Here is an 18,899-nt window from a genome sequence, read left to right on the forward strand (position 1 = left end):
CTTACTCGTAACCGAAGGCCTTCAGCGCGGCCTCGTCATCGGACCAGCCTTCACGCACGCGCACCCAGGTCTCAAGGAACACCTTGGCCCCGAACAGACGCTCCATCTGCAGGCGGGACTTGGCGCCGATCTCCTTGAGGCGGGCGCCGCCCTTGCCGATCACGATGGCCTTCTGGCCTTCGCGCTCGACCCAGATCACCGCGCCGATGCGCAGCAGGTTGCCGTCCTCGGTGAAGCGCTCGATCTCAACGGTGGTGGCGTACGGCAGCTCTTCGCCGAGCTGGCGCATCAACTGTTCGCGTACCAGCTCGCCGGCCAGGAAACGCTGGCTGCGGTCGGTGATCTCGTCCTCGCCGAACATCGGCGGCGCTTCCGGAAGCAGCTTCAGCACGTCGCGCACCAACGCTTCCAGGCCATTGCGCTTCTGCGCCGAGATCGGATGCACGGCAGCGAAATCACGGCCTTCGGTCACCTGCTGCAGGAACGGCAGCAGCGCGCCCTTTTCCTTCAGGCGATCGATCTTGTTGACCACCAGCACCACCGGAATGCCGGCATCGCGCAGCACATTGAAGGCCAGGCTGTCTTCTTCATCCCAGCGACCGGCCTCGATCACCAGCAGGCCGGCATCGACGCCCTCCAGCGAGCCGCGCGCGGCACGGTTCATCACCCGGTTCATCGCCCGCTTCTGCACCTTGTGCAGGCCGGGGGTATCAACCAGCACCAGCTGGCCTTCCGGGTAGGTGGCGATGCCCAGCAGGCGATGGCGCGTGGTCTGCGGACGGTTGGAAACGATGCTGACCTTCGCACCGACCAGGGCATTGGTCAGGGTCGACTTGCCCACGTTCGGGCGGCCGATGACGGCCACGCTGCCGCAATGATGAGGAGTTTGTTCGCTCACTTGGAATCCAGTTGTTCTAGGACGGCCGCAGCCGCCTGTTGTTCGGCAAGCCGCCGCGAGGCGCCTTCGCCCTCGGTGCTGGCGGCCGGGTCGGCTACGTTGCAGCGTACCCGGAAGTGCTTGGCATGGTCGTCACCGGATTCTGACACCAGTTCATACTGCGGCAACGCCTTCTGTCGGGCCTGCAGCCATTCCTGCAGGCGGGTCTTGGGGTCCTTCTCGGGACGGCCGGAGGCCGGCAGCGCCTCGATCGAAGCGCTGAACCAGGGCAGTACCACCGCCCGGCAGGCCTCGAAGCCGGCATCCAGGTAGATCGCAGCCACCACGGCTTCCACTGCGTCGGCCAGGATCGAGTCGCGGCGATGACCGCCGGACTTCATTTCGCCCGGGCCCAGGGTCAGCCGCTCGCCCAACTGCAGGGTGCGCGCGATCGCCGCCAACGCGCCTTCGCGCACCAGTTCGGCACGGGCACGGGTCATCGCCCCTTCGTCAGCCTTGGGCCAGCGTCGGTACAACGCCTCGGCCGCCATCATGTTGACGATGCTGTCGCCGAGGAACTCCAGGCGCTCGTTGTGCGGCGCACCGGCACTGCGATGCGTCAGCGCCTGCTTGAGCAGGGCCGGGTCGCTGAAGGCATGACCGATCAGGTCGCCACGTTGGATGAATTTACTGGGCACCGCTTCGTGTCAGGTCCTGGGAAGAATCGAATTTGCCAACCACATCGAGGTTGCCGATCAGCTGGCGACGCACTTCGTAGTTGACCTTGAGGGTCCAGCCATTGTCGCGACGGTCGAACTTCACGTTGGCCGGCTTCACATTGTCCGAGTAGTTGATGTACAGGCGCTTGAAGAACAGGTCCTGGATCCGCGACGGCTCCATGCTGCCCACGCCCGGCTCGTTGGCCAGGCTCTTCATCGCCGAGCGCACGGCGTAGTACTCCTGGTACATCGGGAACAGCTTCATGCCGATGTAGAGGAAGAAACCGACCACGATCAGGACCGTCAGGAACGAGGTCAGGGTCATGCCGCGCTGCGTGTTCATCGTCTTCATTGCGTTCTCCCCAGATACGCGTTGGATGTGAAGGTACTCAGTTGATGCCCGATCAGTTGATGCTCGAGCCGATCCGCGACGGCTCGAAGCCATCCTTGCAGAACCAACCCTGGCAGTTCAGCCAGATCAGGAAGGCCTTGCCGCGCAGGTTCTCTTCCGGCAGCAGGCCCCAGAAACGGCCGTCGTCGCTGTTGTCGCGGTTGTCGCCCATCACCAGGTACTTGCCGGCCGGCACCGTCCACTGGCCCTGGCCGCGCGGGTAGTCGGTCTCCAGCACGGTGTGGGTGCGCCCCGGCAGGTGCTCGACCAGCAGGTTGGCGCCTTCGCCCTGGCCCTTGTGGCCGGCGTAGATGCCCTTGTTGTCGTACTTCAGCGGCTCGCCATTGAGGATCACGCCGTCGCCTTCGAAGACCACGGTGTCACCCGGCACGCCGATCACGCGCTTGATGAAGTTCTCGCCCTTGGCCGGGTCGTTGTCGCTGTGGCCGGGGAAGTGGAATACCACCACGTCGCCACGCGAGGGCTCGCCGAACGGCACGATCCTGGTGTTGCTGATCGGCAGGCGCAGGCCGTAGGAGAACTTGTTGACCAGGATGAAATCGCCGATCAGCAGGTTCGGCATCATCGAGCTGGACGGGATCTTGTACGGTTCGGCAATGAAGCTGCGCACGATCAGCACGATCGCCAGCACCGGGAAGAACGCACGCGAGTAATCCACCAGCACCGGCTCGGAATCGAGCAGGCCGGCGCGCTGGGCGCGACGCTTGGCGAGGTACAGCTTGTCCGCAAGCAGGATCAGGCCCGAGGCCAGGGTCAGCACGACCAGGAGGATCTCAAACAGTTTCATTCAGGGTCCTTTGCAACGTCACCGGACGACCGGCCCCGCAGGGCCGGTGCGGGATTACTTGTTGTCCATCTGCAGCACGGCCAAGAACGCTTCCTGCGGGATCTCCACGCGGCCGACCTGCTTCATGCGCTTCTTGCCTTCCTTCTGCTTTTCCAGAAGCTTCTTCTTGCGCGAAACGTCGCCACCATAGCACTTGGCCAGCACGTTCTTGCGCATGGCCTTGACCGTGGTACGGGCGATGATCTGCGAGCCGACCGCAGCCTGGATGGCGACGTCGAACATCTGGCGCGGAATCAGGTCCTTCATCTTCTCGCACAGCTCGCGGCCACGACGGTCGGCATGGCTGCGGTGCACGATCAGCGACAGTGCGTCGACCTTGTCGCCGTTGATCAGCACGTCCACGCGCACGAACGGGCCGGCGTCGAAGCGCACGAAGTGGTAGTCCAGCGAGGCGTAGCCACGGCTGACCGACTTCAGCTTGTCGAAGAAGTCCAGCACCACCTCGGCCATCGGCAGCTCATAGCTGATCTGCACCTGGCTGCCCAGGTAGTTGATGCCGATCTGGCTGCCGCGCTTTTCTTCGCACAGCTTGATGATGTTGCCGATGTACTCCTCGGGAGTGAGCACGTTGGCACGGATGATCGGCTCGCGGATCTCCTCGACCTGGTTCACCGGCGGCAGCTTGGCCGGGTTGTCCATGTTGATGATCGAGCCATCGGTCTTCAGGACTTCATATACCACCGTCGGCGCGGTGCTGATCAGGTCCAGGTTGTACTCGCGCTCCAGGCGTTCCTGCACGATTTCCATGTGCAGCATGCCCAGGAAGCCGCAGCGGAAGCCGAAGCCCATCGCCTCGGAGCTTTCCGGCTCGAAACGCAGCGCGGCATCGTTCAGGCGCAGCTTGTCCAGCGCTTCGCGCAGGTCCGGGTAATCTTCGGCATCGACCGGGAACAGACCGGCGAACACGCGCGGCTGCATTTCCTGGAAGCCCGGCAGCGGCTTCGGAGCCGGGTCGCCGGCCAGGGTCAGGGTGTCGCCGACCGGCGCACCGTGCACGTCCTTGATGCTGGCGGTGACCCAGCCCACTTCACCGGCACGCAGCGCTGGCAGCACTTTCCGCTTCGGCGTGAACACGCCGACGTTGTCGACCTGGTGGTTGCGGCCGGTGGACATCACCTGCAGCTTGTCACCGGCCTTGATCTCGCCCTGCATCACGCGTACCAGCGAGACCACGCCCAGGTAGTTGTCGAACCAGGAGTCGATGATCAGCGCCTGCAGCTTCTCGGTGTCGCGCGGTGTCGGCGGCGGGATGCGATGCACGATCGCTTCCAGCACGTCCTGCACGTTCAGGCCGGTCTTGGCACTGACCGGCACGGCATCGGAGGCGTCGATGCCGATCACGGCCTCGATCTCGGCCTTGGCGCGCTCGATGTCGGCGGTCGGCAGGTCGATCTTGTTGATCACCGGCACCACTTCCAGGCCCTGCTCCACCGCGGTGTAGCAGTTGGCCACCGACTGCGCTTCCACGCCCTGGGCCGCATCGACCACCAGCAGCGCGCCTTCGCAGGCGGCCAGCGAGCGGCTGACTTCATAGGAGAAGTCGACGTGGCCGGGGGTGTCGATGAAGTTCAGATGGTAGGTCTGCCCGTCCTTGGCCAGGTACGGCAACGACACCGACTGCGCCTTGATCGTGATGCCGCGCTCGCGCTCGATCGGGTTGGAGTCGAGCACCTGCGCTTCCATCTCGCGGGCCTGCAGGCCACCACAGAGCTGGATGATGCGGTCGGCCAGCGTGGACTTGCCGTGGTCGACATGGGCGATGATGGAGAAGTTGCGGATGTTCCGCATCGAATCAGAAGACATAGGTGGCGGCGGCGCGCGGCGTCGTCAGGGTAACGGTCGATTATCGCATGCCCGGCGCCCCACCGCGAAAGCGGACTGCTCGGGCCCCGCCCGGAAAGGCCGAAGCCCCGCCAGGGCGGGGCTTCAGGGGAGACACAGGGGCCGCCGAAGCGGCCCCGGCAGGCCTTACTGGCCGGCCTTGACCGCCACGAAGGCGCTGTTGCCGTTGCCGGTGCGCACCAGCAGCATCACCACGTCGTCCTTCTTGTAGCTGGACAGCGCCCGGTTCAGGCTCTCCACGCTGCCGACCGGGGTGCGGCCGACCTGCAGGATCACCATGCCCGGGGACAGGCCGGCATCACGCGCCGCCTGGCCCTTGACTCCGGTGATGCGCACGCCTTCGTTGCCATCCAGGCCGAACTGCTTGCGCTGCGGTGCGGTCAGGTCGCTCACGTCCAGGCCCAGCAGGGCATTGGCGCCGGTCTGCGGTGCCGCATCGGGCCTGGCGGCAGACGCCGCACGGGCATTGCCCTGACCGTCTTCGCTCAGCGCCGTGAGCGTGGCGCTGAGGTCGCGCGGCTTGCCGTCGCGGATCACCCCCAGCGTGACCCGGCTGCCCGGTGCCATCGCACCGATCAGCGGCGGCAGGTCGGACCAGCTGTTGACCGGGCTGCCGTTGACCGAACGCACTACGTCGCCGATCTGCACACCGGCCTTCTCTGCGGCACTGCCGGCGACGATCTGGTTGACCAGCGCGCCACGGCTGTCGGGCAGGCCCAGGCCCTGCGCCTTCAGCGCATCGATCGGCTCGACCACCGCACCCAGCTGGCCACGGGTGACCTTGCCACTCTTCTTGATCTGCTCGACCGCGCTCATCGCCAGGTCGATCGGGATCGCGAAGCTGATGCCCATGTAGCCGCCGGAGGCGGAGAAGATCTGCGAGTTGATGCCGACCACTTCGCCGCGGGTGTTCAGCAACGGACCGCCGGAGTTGCCCTGGTTGATCGCCACGTCGGTCTGGATGAACGGCACGTAGCGCTGGTCGGCGCCACCCGTGCTACGCCCCAGTGCACTGACGATACCGGCGGTGACCGAATGGTCGAGACCGAACGGCGAGCCGATCGCGACAACCCACTGGCCGGGCTTCAGCGTATTGGAATCACCCACGCGCACGGTCGGCAGGTTCTTGCCATCGATCTTCAGCAGCGCCACGTCGTACTGCTGGTCGCTGCCCACCACCTTGGCATTGAACTCACGGCTGTCGCCCAGCTTGACCTTCACGTCGCTGGCATCGGCCACCACGTGGTAGTTGGTCAGCACATAGCCATCGGGCGAAATGATGAAGCCCGAGCCCATGCCGCGGCCCTTGATGCTGGGGCCACCGTCCGGGCCGCCCGGGCCCTGCCCCGGCATCGGGAAGTCCGGGCCGAAGAAGCGACGGAAGAACTCCGGCATGTCGTCGTCACCGCCCATCGGGCCCCGCGAAGCCTGGCGGTTGGTGCGGACAATGGTGGTGTCGACGTTGACCACACCCGGCCCGACCTGTTCAACAAGGTTGGTGAAATCGGGCAGGCCGGTAACCAGCGGCTGTGCCGGTGCCCTTGGCGCGGTGGCTGGAGCAGCCTGGGTCGGGGCGGCCGGAGCCGGTGCCTGCGCGCAGGCCACCAGCGGCAGGGTCAGGGCCAACAGGCCCATGGCCTGCGTGCGGAGTCGGGGAGTCATCGGACGGCAACCTCCGGATCGGATGGAAAGAGGAATACGGGCCCCGCTGAAGGCGGGGCGTGAAAGCGCCCGGCTCAGTCGCGCGGGCGCGGCGGCACCGGCAGGTCGTCCTGCAGGCGCGGCTCGAACGGGTAGAAGGCGGCGCCACCGGTATGGGCCGGGAAGCTGGCATTGAGCGCGCCGCCGGCGGCAGGCGCCAGGCTGGAACGCGGCCACGGTCGCGCCTGCAGCCCACCGACCTCGCCAAACGGCATGTTGCGGCTGCCATTGGCCGGTATGGTCGGGGTCAGCGGCGCCTGCGCAGCAGCCACCGCGCGTTGCGGCACGTCCTCACGCTGGGCGGCACGCGCGGCCTGCTGGCTGCGGGTGGCACTGGCGCGGCGGGTGTCCTGGCGGCGACCGGCAGTGGCCATCGCCAGGGCGGGAGCCGCCGCCACAGCCATCGCGGCCGTGTCTGCAGAGGCTTCGGTAACCGGGGCAGGATCGGTCGGCACGGTCGGCAGCTCCGCCTGGCTGGCGATCACCTGAGGTGCCAACGGCTCGCCCGGGGTGGCTTCCTTCAGCTTCTCACCGCCCATGAACAGCGCCACCGCTGCCACTGAAGCGGCCAGTGCGGCACCACCGCCCCAGGCCCGCCAGCCACTGCGACGCACCTGACGGCGCGGCTCGGCCTGCGGCGCAGGCTCGGCGGCGATGGCAGCAGCCACGGCGGAACTGAACCCCGCCGGGGCCAGTGCCGACGCCTGCCCACGCATCACGTCGCCCAGCAGCTGCCAGCGCTCCTGGCAGCCGGCCAGTTCGGGGTCATGCTCCATCCGCCGCAGCAGGAAGCGCGCTTCATCGGCGCCCAGCTCGCCATCGACCAGGGCCGACAGCTGCTCGCGATGGCGCTGGTCCAGGCGCTGCCCGGCGGGCGATTGATGGTTCTGCGATTCGTTGAACGGATTACTGGTCATACGCGGCTCTTCTCACGGGTGGCGCTGCCGATGTCCAACAGCGGCCGGAGTTCGGTGTCGATCGCCTCGCGCGCCCGGAAGATCCGTGAACGCACGGTGCCGATCGGGCACCCCATTTTCTGCGCGATTTCCTCGTAGCTCAGGCCTTCCACCTCGCGCAGGGTGATCGCCGACCGGAGCTCTTCCGGCAGCGCGTTGACGGCCTTCATCACCGTCTGTTCCAGCTCCTGGCGCATCAACTCGCGTTCGGGCGTGTCGGTGTCGCGCAGGCGCGTACCACTGTCGAACTGTTCGGCGTCGCCGATGTCGATGTCATCGGTCGGTGGCCGTCGATTGTGTGAAGCCAGGTAGTTTTTGGCAGTATTCACGGCGATTCGATGCAACCAGGTTGAGAACTGGGCGTCGCCACGGAAACTTCCGATCGCGCGATAGGCGCGGATGAAAGTGTCCTGGGCGACGTCCTGACATTCGCTCCAGTCGGCGATGTAGCGGCCGACAAGGGCCACCACGCGATGCTGGTACTTGCGCACCAGGACATCGAACGCGGCGCTCTCGCCGTGCTGCACGCGCCGGACCAGTTCCAGATCCAGCTCCTGTGGTGTATCAACCTCGGCCATGAGGGGCCGCACTCCTGTCAGCCCAACCGACGTCGGGCAATGAGACTGCCAATCCCGGGAAAAGTTCAGTCGCCGATCACCCGGCGCCGCACCAGCTTTTAACCACCGTTCCGTTAGCGTTCCGGTCCACGGCCATGGATCCGGGGTCGCCACTCCCCTGCTATTGGGATTTGACGCGGGGGAAACAACCTCTGGATCATAGCCGCTTCTCCATACACAACCGGATGGAACGTCCATGCTCTCAGGCTTCGATGGTCTCCGCTTCAGCCACTGGCACCCCGAGATCCGCGACGACGGCGTGGTGGTCCTCTCCCTGGATCGCCAGGACAGCAGCGTCAATGCCATGTCGCAGGATGTGCTGCTGGAGCTGGGTGACCTGCTTGAGCGCATTGCACTGGACCCGCCCAAGGGCGTGGTGATCCAGTCGCTGAAGAAAGCCGGCTTCATTGCCGGGGCGGACCTGAAGGAGTTCCAGGAGTTCGACCGTCGCGGCACCGTCAACGATGCCATCCGCCGCGGCCAGGCTACCTACCAGAAGCTGGCCGAGCTGCCCTGCCCCACCGTGGCGGCCATCCACGGCCATTGCCTGGGCGGCGGCACCGAGCTGGCGCTGGCCTGCCGCTATCGCGTGGCCTCCAATGACAGCAGCACCCGAATCGGCCTGCCGGAAACCCAGCTGGGCATCTTCCCGGGCTGGGGCGGCAGCGCGCGCCTGCCGCAGCTGGTCGGCGCGCCCGCGGCAATGGACATGATGCTGACCGGCCGTACGCTGTCGGCCTCGGCCGCGCGTGGCATCGGGCTGGTCGACAAGGTGGTGGCACCGGCCGTGGTGCTCGACACCGCCGTGGCGCTGGCGCTGTCCGGCACCACGCGCCCGTTCAAGCAGCGCGCAACGGCCTGGGCCACCAACACCTGGCTGGCACGCACGCTGCTGGCACCGCAGATGGTCAAGCAGGTCGCGCGCAAGGCCAAGAAGGACCAGTATCCGGCGCCCTACGCGCTGATCAGCACCTGGCAGCGCAGTGGCGGCAAGCCGATCCAGGCACGCCTGGATGCAGAACGCCGCGCCGTGGTGAAGCTGGCCAGCACCCCGACCGCGCGCAACCTGATCCGCATTTTCTTCCTGACCGAACGCCTGAAGGGCCTCGGTGGTGGTGATTCCGGCATCCGCCACGTGCACGTGGTCGGCGCCGGCGTGATGGGCGGTGACATCGCCGCCTGGGCCGCCTACAAGGGCTTTGAAGTGACTCTCCAGGACCGCGAGCAGCGCTTCATCGACCCCGCCATGGAGCGCGCGCAGGCGCTGTTCGCCAAGAAGGTGCGCGACGAGAGCAAGCGCCCCGCCGTGGCCGCGCGCCTGCGTGCCGACCTGGAAGGCAACGGCGTGGCCGAGGCCGACCTGGTGATCGAAGCGATCATCGAGAACCCGGAAGCCAAGCGTGCGCTGTACCAGACGCTGGAACCGAAGATGAAGCTGGACGCGCTGCTGACCACCAACACCTCGTCGATTCCGCTGGTGGAACTGCGCGACCACATCCAGCGCCCGGCGCAGTTCGCTGGCCTGCACTACTTCAACCCGGTGGCGCAGATGCCACTGGTGGAGATCATCCACCACGACGGCATGGCGCCGGAGACCGAGCGCCGCCTGGCCGCGTTCTGCAAGGCGCTGGGCAAGTTCCCGGTACCGGTGGCCGGCAGCCCGGGCTTCCTGGTCAACCGCGTGCTGTTCCCGTACATGTTGGAAGCCGCCACCGCGTATGCCGAAGGCATTCCGGGCCCGGTGATCGACAGGGCCGCTGTGAAGTTCGGCATGCCGATGGGCCCGATCGAACTGATCGACACCGTCGGCCTGGACGTGGCCGCCGGCGTCGGCCGCGAACTGGCGCCGTTCCTGGGCCTGCAGATTCCAGCGGCCTTGCAGACGGTGGAGCCGGACAAGCGCGGCAAGAAGGACGGCCAGGGCATCTACACCTGGGAAAACGGCAAGCCGAAGAAGCCGGACGTGGCCAGCGATTACCAGGCCCCGGCCGATCTGGAGGACCGCCTGATCCTGCCGCTGTTGAACGAGGCGGTGGCGTGCCTGCACGAAGGCGTTGTGGCCGATGCGGACCTGCTGGATGCCGGCGTGATCTTCGGTACCGGCTTTGCCCCGTTCCGCGGTGGTCCGATCCAGCACATCCGTGCGGTCGGTGCCGATGCGATCGTCGAGCGGCTGAAGGCACTGCAGCAGCGTCACGGCGACCGCTTTGCCCCGCGCCCGGGCTGGGACAACCCCGCCCTGCGCGAACCGGTGATTTGAGTTCATCGGCCGGGCCTGCGGCCCAGCGCCCGCAGAGGCAACCGCCGAAGCCAGAGCCAGAGCCAGAGCAACAGCCGGTTCTGGCTTTTCTGTTTGTTGGGCGGGGCGGTGTGGGCAGGCAGGACACGCCGTAAACCCATCCATGGGGGCTCGATGGCGCCATCCATGGCGCCAACGGTCCTGCCTGCCCACACCGCCCCACCCCTGACAGTTTCCCGGTGACGGTCGGTGAATCTCGATTCCGGTGTGGATCACTACGAACGGGTGGGTGGCTACCTGGGCCGCCACCAGGAGCGAAGCAACCAGCGTTTGATTTTGACTTTGATTTTCTTTTTTCTTCTCCGTGGCTGGACGCACACGGAAACTGTCAGAGGTCGGGCGGGGTGGATTCGCGGGGGTGTCCGCGGCATGGATGCCGCGGCCAAGCCTCCACGGACGGATTCACGGCGTCCCCCGCGAACCCACCCCGCCCGGCCAAGCGCGGCTTTTGCTTTACGCGACCAACCCCACAGCCACGAGGGGCTGCGCCGTTGGCTGGAACACCCTGTTACCCATACGGGGCATGTGCCCGTCACAGCCGCATGCGATGCTGATCACCTGATCCCTGCCAGCGAGAACGCCCGCATGACCACCATCATCGCCCCGCGCGTGCACGACATCGGCGGACTCGAAGTCCGTCGCGCCGTCCCCACCCTGCAGGCGCGCAGCATCGGCTCGTTCGTGTTCGTCGACCAGATGGGCCCGGCGCTCATGCATCCCGGCACGGCCATCGACGTGCGCCCGCATCCGCATATCGGCCTGGCCACCGTCACCTATCTGTGGTCGGGCGCCATCGGCCATCGCGACACACTCGGTTCGGACCAGGTGATCCGCCCCGGAGACGTCAACTGGATGACCGCTGGCCGCGGCATCGCCCATTCCGAACGTACGCCGCAACCGGACCGCGATCACGACAACCCGATCCACGGCATGCAGACCTGGGTGGCGCTGCCGAAATCGCACGAGGAAATCGAACCGGCGTTCTACCACCACGCCGCGGCTACGTTGCCCGAGCAGCGCCGCAACGGTGCCTGGCTGCGCGTCATCGCCGGCCGCGCCTATGGCGAGGAATCGCCGGTGAAGGTGTTCGCCGACACCCTCAACGTGGCAATCGATCTCGACCCGGATGCGGAGATCGATATCGACGACGGCCACCGCGAGCGCGCGCTGTACATCCTCGAAGGCGACGCACAGCTGGATGGCGTGGACATCCCTGCACAGCATCTGGTGATTCCCGAGGCCGGCGCACGCGGCCGCCTGCGCGCGAAGACGCCGGTGAAGGCGATGCTGTTCGGTGGCGAGCCGCTGGATGGCCCGCGTCACCTGTGGTGGAACTTCGTGTCCAGCTCGAAGGAACGCATCGAGCAGGCCAAGCACGATTGGGAGGCCGGCCGCTTCGGGACCATTCCAGGCGACGACAAGGAATTCATCCCGCTGCCGCAGTACTGAACATCGCGTGTTGCACACATCCGAAGGTGTATGCCTGCCCCCGGCGTTGACGCTACAGTCACCCGCTGATCATTGAAATGTGACATAAATCACACTTTCGACCGTCAAAGGAGTGCAACACATGAGCATGGGTAAACGCTTGTCCGCCGAATTCCTCGGCACGTTCTGGCTGGTTCTGGGTGGCTGCGGCAGTGCGGTGCTGGCCGCCAAGTTCGGCGGTGACAGCAATCCGCTGGGCATCGGGTTCCTCGGCGTGGCGCTCGCCTTCGGCCTGACCGTGGTGACCGGCGCCTATGCGTTCGGCCATATCTCCGGCGCGCACTTCAATCCGGCGGTCAGCGTCGGCCTGTGGGCCGGTGGCCGCTTCCCGACCAAGGACCTGGTGCCGTACATCATCGCCCAGGTGGCTGGTGGCCTGCTGGCCGGCTTCATCCTGCTGCAGATCGCCTCGGGGGCCAGCGGCTTCGCCATCGACGGCAGCCAGGCCGGTGCGTTCGCCAGCAATGGCTATGGTGCGCTGTCGCCCGGCGGTTACAGCGTGGCGGCGGCCTTCCTGTGCGAAGTGGTGCTGACCGCCGTGTTCCTGATCGTGATCATGGGCGCCACCCACGGCAAGGCACCGGCTGGCTTCGCGCCGCTGGCGATCGGCCTGTCGCTGACCCTGATCCATCTGATCAGCATCCCGGTCACCAACACCTCGGTGAATCCGGCCCGCTCCACCGCCGTGGCCTTCTTCGCCGGCAGCGGGGCGGTCAGCCAGCTGTGGCTGTTCTGGGTCGCCCCGCTGCTGGGCGGTGCGATCGGCGGCATCATCTACAAGTGGCTCGGCAACGACCGCTGAGGCCTGTGCGGACCATTGCGGCTGACCTTCGGCCGCAATGGTTACGCTTGTAACCGCAATTTGTGCGATCGCTCACGTTCCGTTAAGGTTGAGTTGACCGTCCGTGCACATGCCGGCCGGCGGGGCATCCGGGGATGGGATGCCAAGGCCGCCGGTCCATCCGACGGAGCCACGACACACCACCTTGGGGGATGCATGAAGTTCGCGCCTGTAGTGTTGTCGAGCCTGCTGTTCGCTGCGGCCCAGGCCGCCGCGCAGGCTCCCACCGAATGTCCTTCATTGCCGGCCAACAGCGGCCTGCAGTGGCAACAGCAGGCACAGGCCGATTTCCTGGTCTGCCGCGCCAGCACCAGCGATGGCCGCGAGGTACTGAGCCTGATGCTCAGTGCACGCGATCCCAACCTTCCATTGAACCGCTCGCTGCGCCACGAAAAGGGCAGCTTCGGCGGTGAATCACTGTACTGGTACCAGCCCGATCTGGGAGGCCAGCAGCCGCCCGGTTATGCCGAGCGCCGCATCAGCGTGGTCAAGCTCGACAAAGGGCGTTACGCGCAGATTTCGCTGTATCCGGACAGCGCGCAGGAACTGGGTTCGCTGCAACAGCTGGCGCAGGGGATGAGCCTGACCCCGTCGGCCGTGGCTGCCGGCAACTGACGATGGCGGGGATGACTGCCTTGCAGCATCCCCGCAATGCGAGCCGACCTGACGGTAGTGCCGGCCGCTGGCCGGCACCTCGATCCGCCGTGACCGCAGGCAGTTGCCGGCCAACGGCCGGCACCGCCTCAGAACTTGCCTTCCTGGAAATCGACGAAGGCCTGCATCAGTTCCTGCCGCGTGTTCATCACGAACGGGCCATGGCGCATCACCGGTTCCCGCAACGGACGACCAGCCACCAGGATCAGCCGCGCACCCTCGCTGCCGGCCGACAGATGCAGCTGCTCGCCACCGCCCAGCACCGCCAGTTCCTGGCGGGCGACGTCGCGCGCCGCGTCCTGCTCACCCACCGTCACCGCACCTTCGAACACATACGCGAAGGCGTTGTGCCCTTCCGGCAAGGCATAGGTCCAGGCGCGATCCGGGGCCAGCGTGATGTCCAGGTACAGCGGATCGGTGGCCGGCTGCACGATCGGGCCCTGCGTGCCATCCACGTTGCCGGCGATCACCTTCACTTCCACGCCGGCGTCCGGCCGCACCACGGGAATGCGCTCGGGCGCGAACTCCTGGTACTTCGGCTCGGTCATCTTCTCTTTCGCCGGCAGGTTCACCCACAGCTGGAAGCCGCGCATCTGACCGCTTTCCTGCTCGGGCATTTCCGAATGCACCAGGCCACGGCCTGCGGTCATCCACTGCACGCTGCCCGGGGTAAGCAGGCCCTCGTTGCCGTGGTTGTCGCGATGCCGCATGCGCCCGTCGAGCATGTAGGTGACGGTCTCGAAACCGCGATGCGGATGCTCCGGGAAGCCAGCGATGTAGTCCTCGGCACGGTCGGTGCCGAATTCATCGAGCAGCAGGAACGGGTCCAGGTCAGGCAGCGTCGGGCCGCCGATGACGCGGGTCAGGCGCACGCCGGCACCGTCGGAGGTGGGCATGCCACGGATGGTCCGCAGTACGCGGACCGGTTCGGGAAAGCTCATGGCGACTCCTGTTGGATGGATGCCACTGAAGATGGACGCCACATGGCCGCACGCCAATGGACGGCGCCGCAACCGATTGTTCCATCCCTGATGTTCGCTGCATGCCAGCACAACAAGCGTACGACCAAAGTACTACCGCCGATTCGTCCTGTGCCAATTGACCCTGCCGAGGGCACGCGGGACTCTTTGACTGTCTTTCCGGGAGAGAGCACCTCATGAAAGGGTTTTCCAAAATAGGCTGGGCGGTACTCGCCCTGCTCGGCGCCTTCTGTCTGGGCACCGTGGCCCTGCGCCGCGGCGAACACATCAATGCCCTGTGGATCGTCGTCGCCGCCGTTTCGCTGTACCTGGTGGCCTACCGCTTCTACAGCCTGTTCATCGCCAACAAGGTGATGCAGCTCGATCCGACCCGGGCCACCCCGGCGGTGATCAACAACGATGGCCTGGACTACGTGCCAACCAACAAGCACGTGCTGTTCGGTCACCATTTCGCCGCCATTGCCGGTGCCGGCCCGCTGGTGGGACCGGTGCTGGCCGCACAGATGGGCTACCTGCCCGGCCTGCTGTGGCTGGTGGTGGGCGTGGTGCTGGCCGGCGCGGTGCAGGACTTCATGGTCCTGTTCCTGTCCAGCCGCCGCAACGGCCGCTCCCTGGGCGATCTTGTGCGGGAAGAGATGGGCCAGGTGCCCGGCACCATCGCGCTGTTCGGTGCGTTCCTGATCATGATCATCATCCTGGCGGTGCTGGCGATGGTGGTGGTCAAGGCGCTGGCCGAAAGCCCGTGGGGCATGTTCACGGTGATCGCGACGATGCCCATCGCAATCCTGATGGGCGTGTACATGCGCTACATCCGCCCCGGCAGGATCGGCGAGATTTCGGTGGTCGGCCTGATCCTGCTGCTGGCCGCGATCTGGTACGGCGGCAAGGTCGCCGCCGATCCGGTCTGGGGCCCGGCCTTCACCTTCACCGGCACCCAGATCACCTGGATGCTGATCGGTTACGGCTTCGTCGCCTCGGTGCTGCCGGTGTGGCTGCTGCTGGCCCCCCGCGATTACCTGTCGACCTTCCTCAAGATCGGCACCATCATCGCACTGGCCGTCGGCATCCTGATTGTGATGCCGGAACTGAAGATGCCGGCGCTGACCCAGTTCGCTGCCAGTGGTGATGGCCCCGTATGGAAGGGCGGCATGTTCCCGTTCCTGTTCATCACCATCGCCTGCGGTGCGGTCTCCGGCTTCCACGCGTTGATTTCCTCCGGCACCACGCCGAAGCTGCTGGCCAATGAAGCGCACATGCGCTACATCGGCTACGGCGGCATGCTGATGGAATCGTTCGTGGCGGTGATGGCGCTGGTGGCGGCCTCGATCATCGATCCGGGCATCTACTTCGCGATGAACAGCCCGGCGGCGGTGATCGGTGCCGATGCGGCCTCGGCGGCGCACTACATCACCAACACCTGGGGCTTCACCATCACGCCCGAGCAGCTGACCGCGACCGCGGCGGCCATTGGTGAACCGACCATCCTGCATCGCGCAGGTGGCGCACCGACACTGGCGGTGGGCATCGCGCAGATCCTGCACGAAGCGATTCCCAGTGGCAGCGACGCGATGATGGCGTTCTGGTACCACTTCGCGATCCTGTTCGAAGCGTTGTTCATCCTCACGGCAGTCGACGCTGGCACCCGTGCCGGTCGCTTCATGCTGCAGGACCTGCTGGGCAACTTCGTGCCGGCCCTGAAGAAGACCGAATCGTGGACCGCCAACATCATCGGCACCGCCGGCTGCGTGGCGCTGTGGGGCTACCTGCTCTACACCGGCGTGGTCGATCCGTTCGGTGGCATCCAGACGCTGTGGCCGCTGTTCGGCATCTCCAACCAGATGCTGGCGGGTATCGCGCTGATGCTGGGCACGGTGGTGCTGTTCAAGATGAAGCGTGACCGCTATGCGTGGGTGACGGCCGTGCCGGCCATCTGGCTGCTGATCTGCACCACCTACGCCGGCTTCATCAAGATCTTCGACAGCAATCCGGCGCAGGGCTTCTTGGCCCAGGCACACAAGTTCCAGGCCGCCCTCGCCAGCGACACCATCACGGCACCGGCCAAATCGGTGGCGCAGATGAAGCAGATCGTGGTCAACGCCTACGTCAACACCGGCCTGACCGCGCTGTTCCTGCTGGTGGTGGGCGCAGTGCTGGTGTATTCGATCAAGACCATCCTGGCGGCCCGCCGCAATCCTCAGCGCAGCGACCGCGAGACCCCGTACGTGGCGCTGAAGCCGCATGAAATGGTGGATCTGTGATGAGCACGCAACTGGTTCCCGCCGGCCAGTACCAGGCACACCGCCGCATCTGGCGGCGCCTGGTGCAGACCGCCCGACTGTGCTGTGGCATTCCTGATTACGACAACTACGTCCGGCACATGCTGGAAAAGCATCCGGACCAGGAGCCGATGGATTACAAGACGTTCTTCCGCGAGCGCCAGGAAGCGCGCTACGGCGGACGCAACGGTGGTCGCTGCTGTTGAGGTTCCAGGGTGGGTGCCGGGCTTGCAGCCCGGCGCCCGCAGAGGCCGGAGCAACGGCAACAGCTGAGGCGTCGGCTCTGGGTTTCTGTGTGCTTGGCGAGGTGGTGTCGGATGGCGGGGACGCCGTAAACCCATCCCTGGGGGCTTGGCCGCGGCATCCATGCCGCGGACACCCCGCCATCCGACACCACCCCACCTTCGACAGATTTCCGGTGGCGGCGAGATGCATCAGGGGTCAGATCCGTTTCCTCCGGGAAACGGATCTGACCCCTTCCATGTTCATGGAGGCCCATGAAATGCATCCGCGCATGGCGTGGATCTACGCAGGCATGACGCCGGGGCGGCCCGGACTCAACCGTTGGCCATCCACTTCAGGATCAGGCCAGTGACATAGGCCAGCCCGGTGCCGGTGGCGTAGCCCACCGTGCCCAGCAGCACGCCCACCGGAGCCAGCGTCGGATGGAACGCCGCAGCCACCACGGGGGCCGAAGCGGCTGCGCCGATGTTGCCCTGCGAACCGATCGCGAAGAAGAACAGCGGCGCGCGCAGCAGCTTGGCCACCACCCACAGCACCAGCACATGCGTGGCCATCCAGATCGCGCCGAGCAGGAACAGCCACGGCCGGTCCAGCAGCGACAGCAGGTTCATCTGCATGCCGATGCAGGCGATCAGGAAGTACAGGAACACCGTGCCCAGCCGCGAAGCGCCCGCAGCTTCCAGCCGGCGCGCACGGGTGAAGCTCAGGCCCAGGCCCATCGCTGTCGACAGCAGGATCACCCACACGAACTGGCTGTCCAGGCTGAACTGGCTGGCCCAGCTGACATTGGCCTTGAACCAGCCCGCCAGCGGCGCGGCGATGGCATGGGCCAGGCCGACGCCGCCCAGTGCCACGCCGACGATCACCATCAGGTCGGTCATGCTGGGAATGCGGGCGTTCTGCGCCTCGTAGGCACTGATGCGCGCCTTCATCTCATCGATGGCACGGGTATCGGCACCGTTGCGGGTATCGATCTGCTGCGCGCGGTTGGCCAGGAACAGCAGGATGGCCATCCACAGGCTGGCGCAGGCCACGTCGACCACCGCGAACTGGCCGAAGGTGGTGGCATCGGTGCCGAACACTTCGCGCATGGCCACCATGTTGGCGCCGCCGCCGATCCAGCTGCCGGCCAGCGCCGCCATGCCGGCCCAGGTATCACCGGCCACGGTTTCGGGGTGGATCAGCTTCATCAGCTGGAACGAGACGATGGCGCCGAGCATGATGCCGGCGGTACCGGCGCAGAACACGATCAGCAGTTTCGGGCCGAGCTTGGCAATACCCTTGAGGTCGATCGACAAGGTCAGCAGGACCAGCGCGGCCGGCAGCAGCACGTCACGCGCGACCGGGTTGTACAGCGAGGTGTTGTGGCCGTCGATGACACCGGCGGTGTTGTAGATGGCGGGGACGAAGTAGCACAGCAGCAGCGCCGGCACCCAGGCGAAGATCTTCTTCAACAACGGGGTCGGGCCACTTGCAGCCCAGAAGATCAGGGCCAGGGTGGCGGCAATCAGGCCCAGGCCAACGATGTCGTTGCTGATCAGGGCAGTAGCGGGTTCGGTCGGCATGGGATCCTCTGTCGATCGAAAGAGCGGGAAAAAAAAGCGCCGCATGAAGCGGCGCACCCCGAGATTAACATTGTCTTCACGCCGGGTCATGCTGCACTGCCGGCTGCCCTCTCCCGGAGCCACTCCCATGCAGCTCGGCGCCTTCTCCGTCAGCCTCTCGGTCAGGGACCTGCCGGCCTCCCGCAGCTTCTACGAAGCACTGGGCTTCTCGGTGACCGGTGGCGAGCCGGCGCAGAACTGGCTGGTGATGCGCAACAACGGCGTTGTCATCGGCCTGTTCCAGGGCATGTTCGAGGGCAACCTGCTCACCTTCAACCCGGGCTGGGACCAGCACAAGCAGGAACTGCCCCACTTCCAGGATGTACGTGAACTGCAGGCGGAACTGGATGCGAAGGGCATTGAACTGGCGGTGCGTACCGACCCTCATGGCCGGGGCACCGGCTACCTGCAGTTGGCCGATCCCGACGGCAATGTGATCCTGATCGACCAGCATGTGGCGCGGCCGAACGGCCGGTAATGCGAACGGACATTGCGTGGGCAGGCGTCGACCTTGGTCGACGGGCAGCATGCCAACCAAGGTTG

General features: G+C 66.1%; 17 protein-coding genes. 7 read left to right on the plus strand and 10 right to left on the minus strand.

What is annotated here, in order from left to right:
- Position 1: 1 nt before the first annotated feature.
- The 8 genes from era to rpoE all read right to left on the minus strand — a co-directional run bounded on the left by era (position 2) and on the right by rpoE (position 7,932).
- The gene (era, locus tag AC5P9P_RS07580) at positions 2-898 is read right to left on the minus strand and encodes a GTPase Era (RefSeq protein WP_005410599.1); all 897 of its coding nucleotides are present in this window, start codon (positions 896-898) and stop codon (positions 2-4) included.
- On the minus strand, positions 895-1,575 hold the full coding sequence (gene rnc / locus AC5P9P_RS07585) for a ribonuclease III (protein WP_033834352.1): 681 nt from the start codon (positions 1,573-1,575) through the stop codon (positions 895-897). The genes era and rnc overlap by 4 nt, the downstream gene beginning before the upstream one ends.
- Complete coding sequence (locus AC5P9P_RS07590; protein ID WP_005410601.1) at positions 1,565-1,948, minus strand: DUF4845 domain-containing protein; 384 nt, start codon at positions 1,946-1,948, stop codon at positions 1,565-1,567. Before AC5P9P_RS07590 ends, rnc begins: the two co-directional genes overlap by 11 nt.
- A gap of 52 nt (positions 1,949-2,000) precedes the next feature.
- Positions 2,001-2,795, minus strand: a complete 795-nt coding sequence (gene lepB / locus AC5P9P_RS07595) for a signal peptidase I (protein WP_005410602.1) — start codon at positions 2,793-2,795, stop codon at positions 2,001-2,003.
- A gap of 54 nt (positions 2,796-2,849) precedes the next feature.
- Positions 2,850-4,643: a translation elongation factor 4 gene (gene lepA, locus AC5P9P_RS07600; protein ID WP_005410603.1), complete on the minus strand. Its 1,794-nt coding sequence runs from the start codon at positions 4,641-4,643 to the stop codon at positions 2,850-2,852.
- Positions 4,644-4,823: 180 nt separating this feature from the next.
- On the minus strand, positions 4,824-6,359 hold the full coding sequence (locus AC5P9P_RS07605) for a DegQ family serine endoprotease (protein WP_033834355.1): 1,536 nt from the start codon (positions 6,357-6,359) through the stop codon (positions 4,824-4,826).
- A 74-nt stretch (positions 6,360-6,433) separates the two neighbouring features.
- A complete protein-coding gene (locus AC5P9P_RS07610; protein WP_049402273.1) occupies positions 6,434-7,315 on the minus strand; it encodes a sigma-E factor negative regulatory protein in 882 nt (293 codons plus the stop codon).
- Entirely contained in the window at positions 7,312-7,932 is a 621-nt protein-coding gene (rpoE, locus tag AC5P9P_RS07615; RefSeq protein WP_005414197.1) for an RNA polymerase sigma factor RpoE, read from the minus strand. The genes AC5P9P_RS07610 and rpoE overlap by 4 nt, the downstream gene beginning before the upstream one ends.
- A gap of 235 nt (positions 7,933-8,167) precedes the next feature.
- Between rpoE and AC5P9P_RS07620 the strand changes: the two genes are divergently transcribed.
- The 4 genes from AC5P9P_RS07620 to AC5P9P_RS07635 all read left to right on the plus strand — a co-directional run bounded on the left by AC5P9P_RS07620 (position 8,168) and on the right by AC5P9P_RS07635 (position 13,214).
- The gene (locus AC5P9P_RS07620; RefSeq protein WP_033834357.1) at positions 8,168-10,231 is read left to right on the plus strand and encodes a 3-hydroxyacyl-CoA dehydrogenase NAD-binding domain-containing protein; all 2,064 of its coding nucleotides are present in this window, start codon (positions 8,168-8,170) and stop codon (positions 10,229-10,231) included.
- Between the two features lie 624 nt (positions 10,232-10,855).
- Positions 10,856-11,719, plus strand: coding sequence for a pirin family protein (locus AC5P9P_RS07625; protein WP_005410608.1), 864 nt, complete (start codon positions 10,856-10,858; stop codon positions 11,717-11,719).
- Between the two features lie 121 nt (positions 11,720-11,840).
- Positions 11,841-12,560, plus strand: a complete 720-nt coding sequence (gene aqpZ, locus AC5P9P_RS07630) for an aquaporin Z (RefSeq protein ID WP_005414195.1) — start codon at positions 11,841-11,843, stop codon at positions 12,558-12,560.
- Between the two features lie 195 nt (positions 12,561-12,755).
- On the plus strand, positions 12,756-13,214 hold the full coding sequence (locus tag AC5P9P_RS07635) for a hypothetical protein (protein WP_005410610.1): 459 nt from the start codon (positions 12,756-12,758) through the stop codon (positions 13,212-13,214).
- Between the two features lie 128 nt (positions 13,215-13,342).
- Here the strand turns inward: AC5P9P_RS07635 and AC5P9P_RS07640 are convergent, their stop codons facing one another.
- Positions 13,343-14,194, minus strand: a complete 852-nt coding sequence (locus tag AC5P9P_RS07640; RefSeq protein WP_033834360.1) for a pirin family protein — start codon at positions 14,192-14,194, stop codon at positions 13,343-13,345.
- 215 nt (positions 14,195-14,409) lie between these two features.
- On the opposite strand from AC5P9P_RS07640, the gene AC5P9P_RS07645 reads away from it, so the two are divergent.
- Positions 14,410-16,491 carry a carbon starvation CstA family protein gene (locus tag AC5P9P_RS07645; RefSeq protein WP_005410612.1) on the plus strand — a complete coding sequence of 694 codons (2,082 nt, stop codon included), beginning with the start codon at positions 14,410-14,412 and terminating at the stop codon, positions 16,489-16,491.
- Entirely contained in the window at positions 16,491-16,715 is a 225-nt protein-coding gene (locus tag AC5P9P_RS07650) for a YbdD/YjiX family protein (protein ID WP_005410613.1), read from the plus strand. The genes AC5P9P_RS07645 and AC5P9P_RS07650 overlap by 1 nt, the downstream gene beginning before the upstream one ends.
- Positions 16,716-17,066: 351 nt before the next feature.
- On the opposite strand, the gene AC5P9P_RS07655 is transcribed toward AC5P9P_RS07650, so the two are convergent.
- On the minus strand, positions 17,067-18,317 hold the full coding sequence (locus AC5P9P_RS07655; RefSeq protein ID WP_005410614.1) for a DUF819 family protein: 1,251 nt from the start codon (positions 18,315-18,317) through the stop codon (positions 17,067-17,069).
- Positions 18,318-18,444: 127 nt separating this feature from the next.
- On the opposite strand from AC5P9P_RS07655, the gene AC5P9P_RS07660 reads away from it, so the two are divergent.
- The gene (locus AC5P9P_RS07660; protein ID WP_049431409.1) at positions 18,445-18,834 is read left to right on the plus strand and encodes a VOC family protein; all 390 of its coding nucleotides are present in this window, start codon (positions 18,445-18,447) and stop codon (positions 18,832-18,834) included.
- Positions 18,835-18,899 lie beyond the last annotated feature (65 nt).

Source organism: Stenotrophomonas sp. YJH_SMC_14-1, assembly GCF_059372275.1.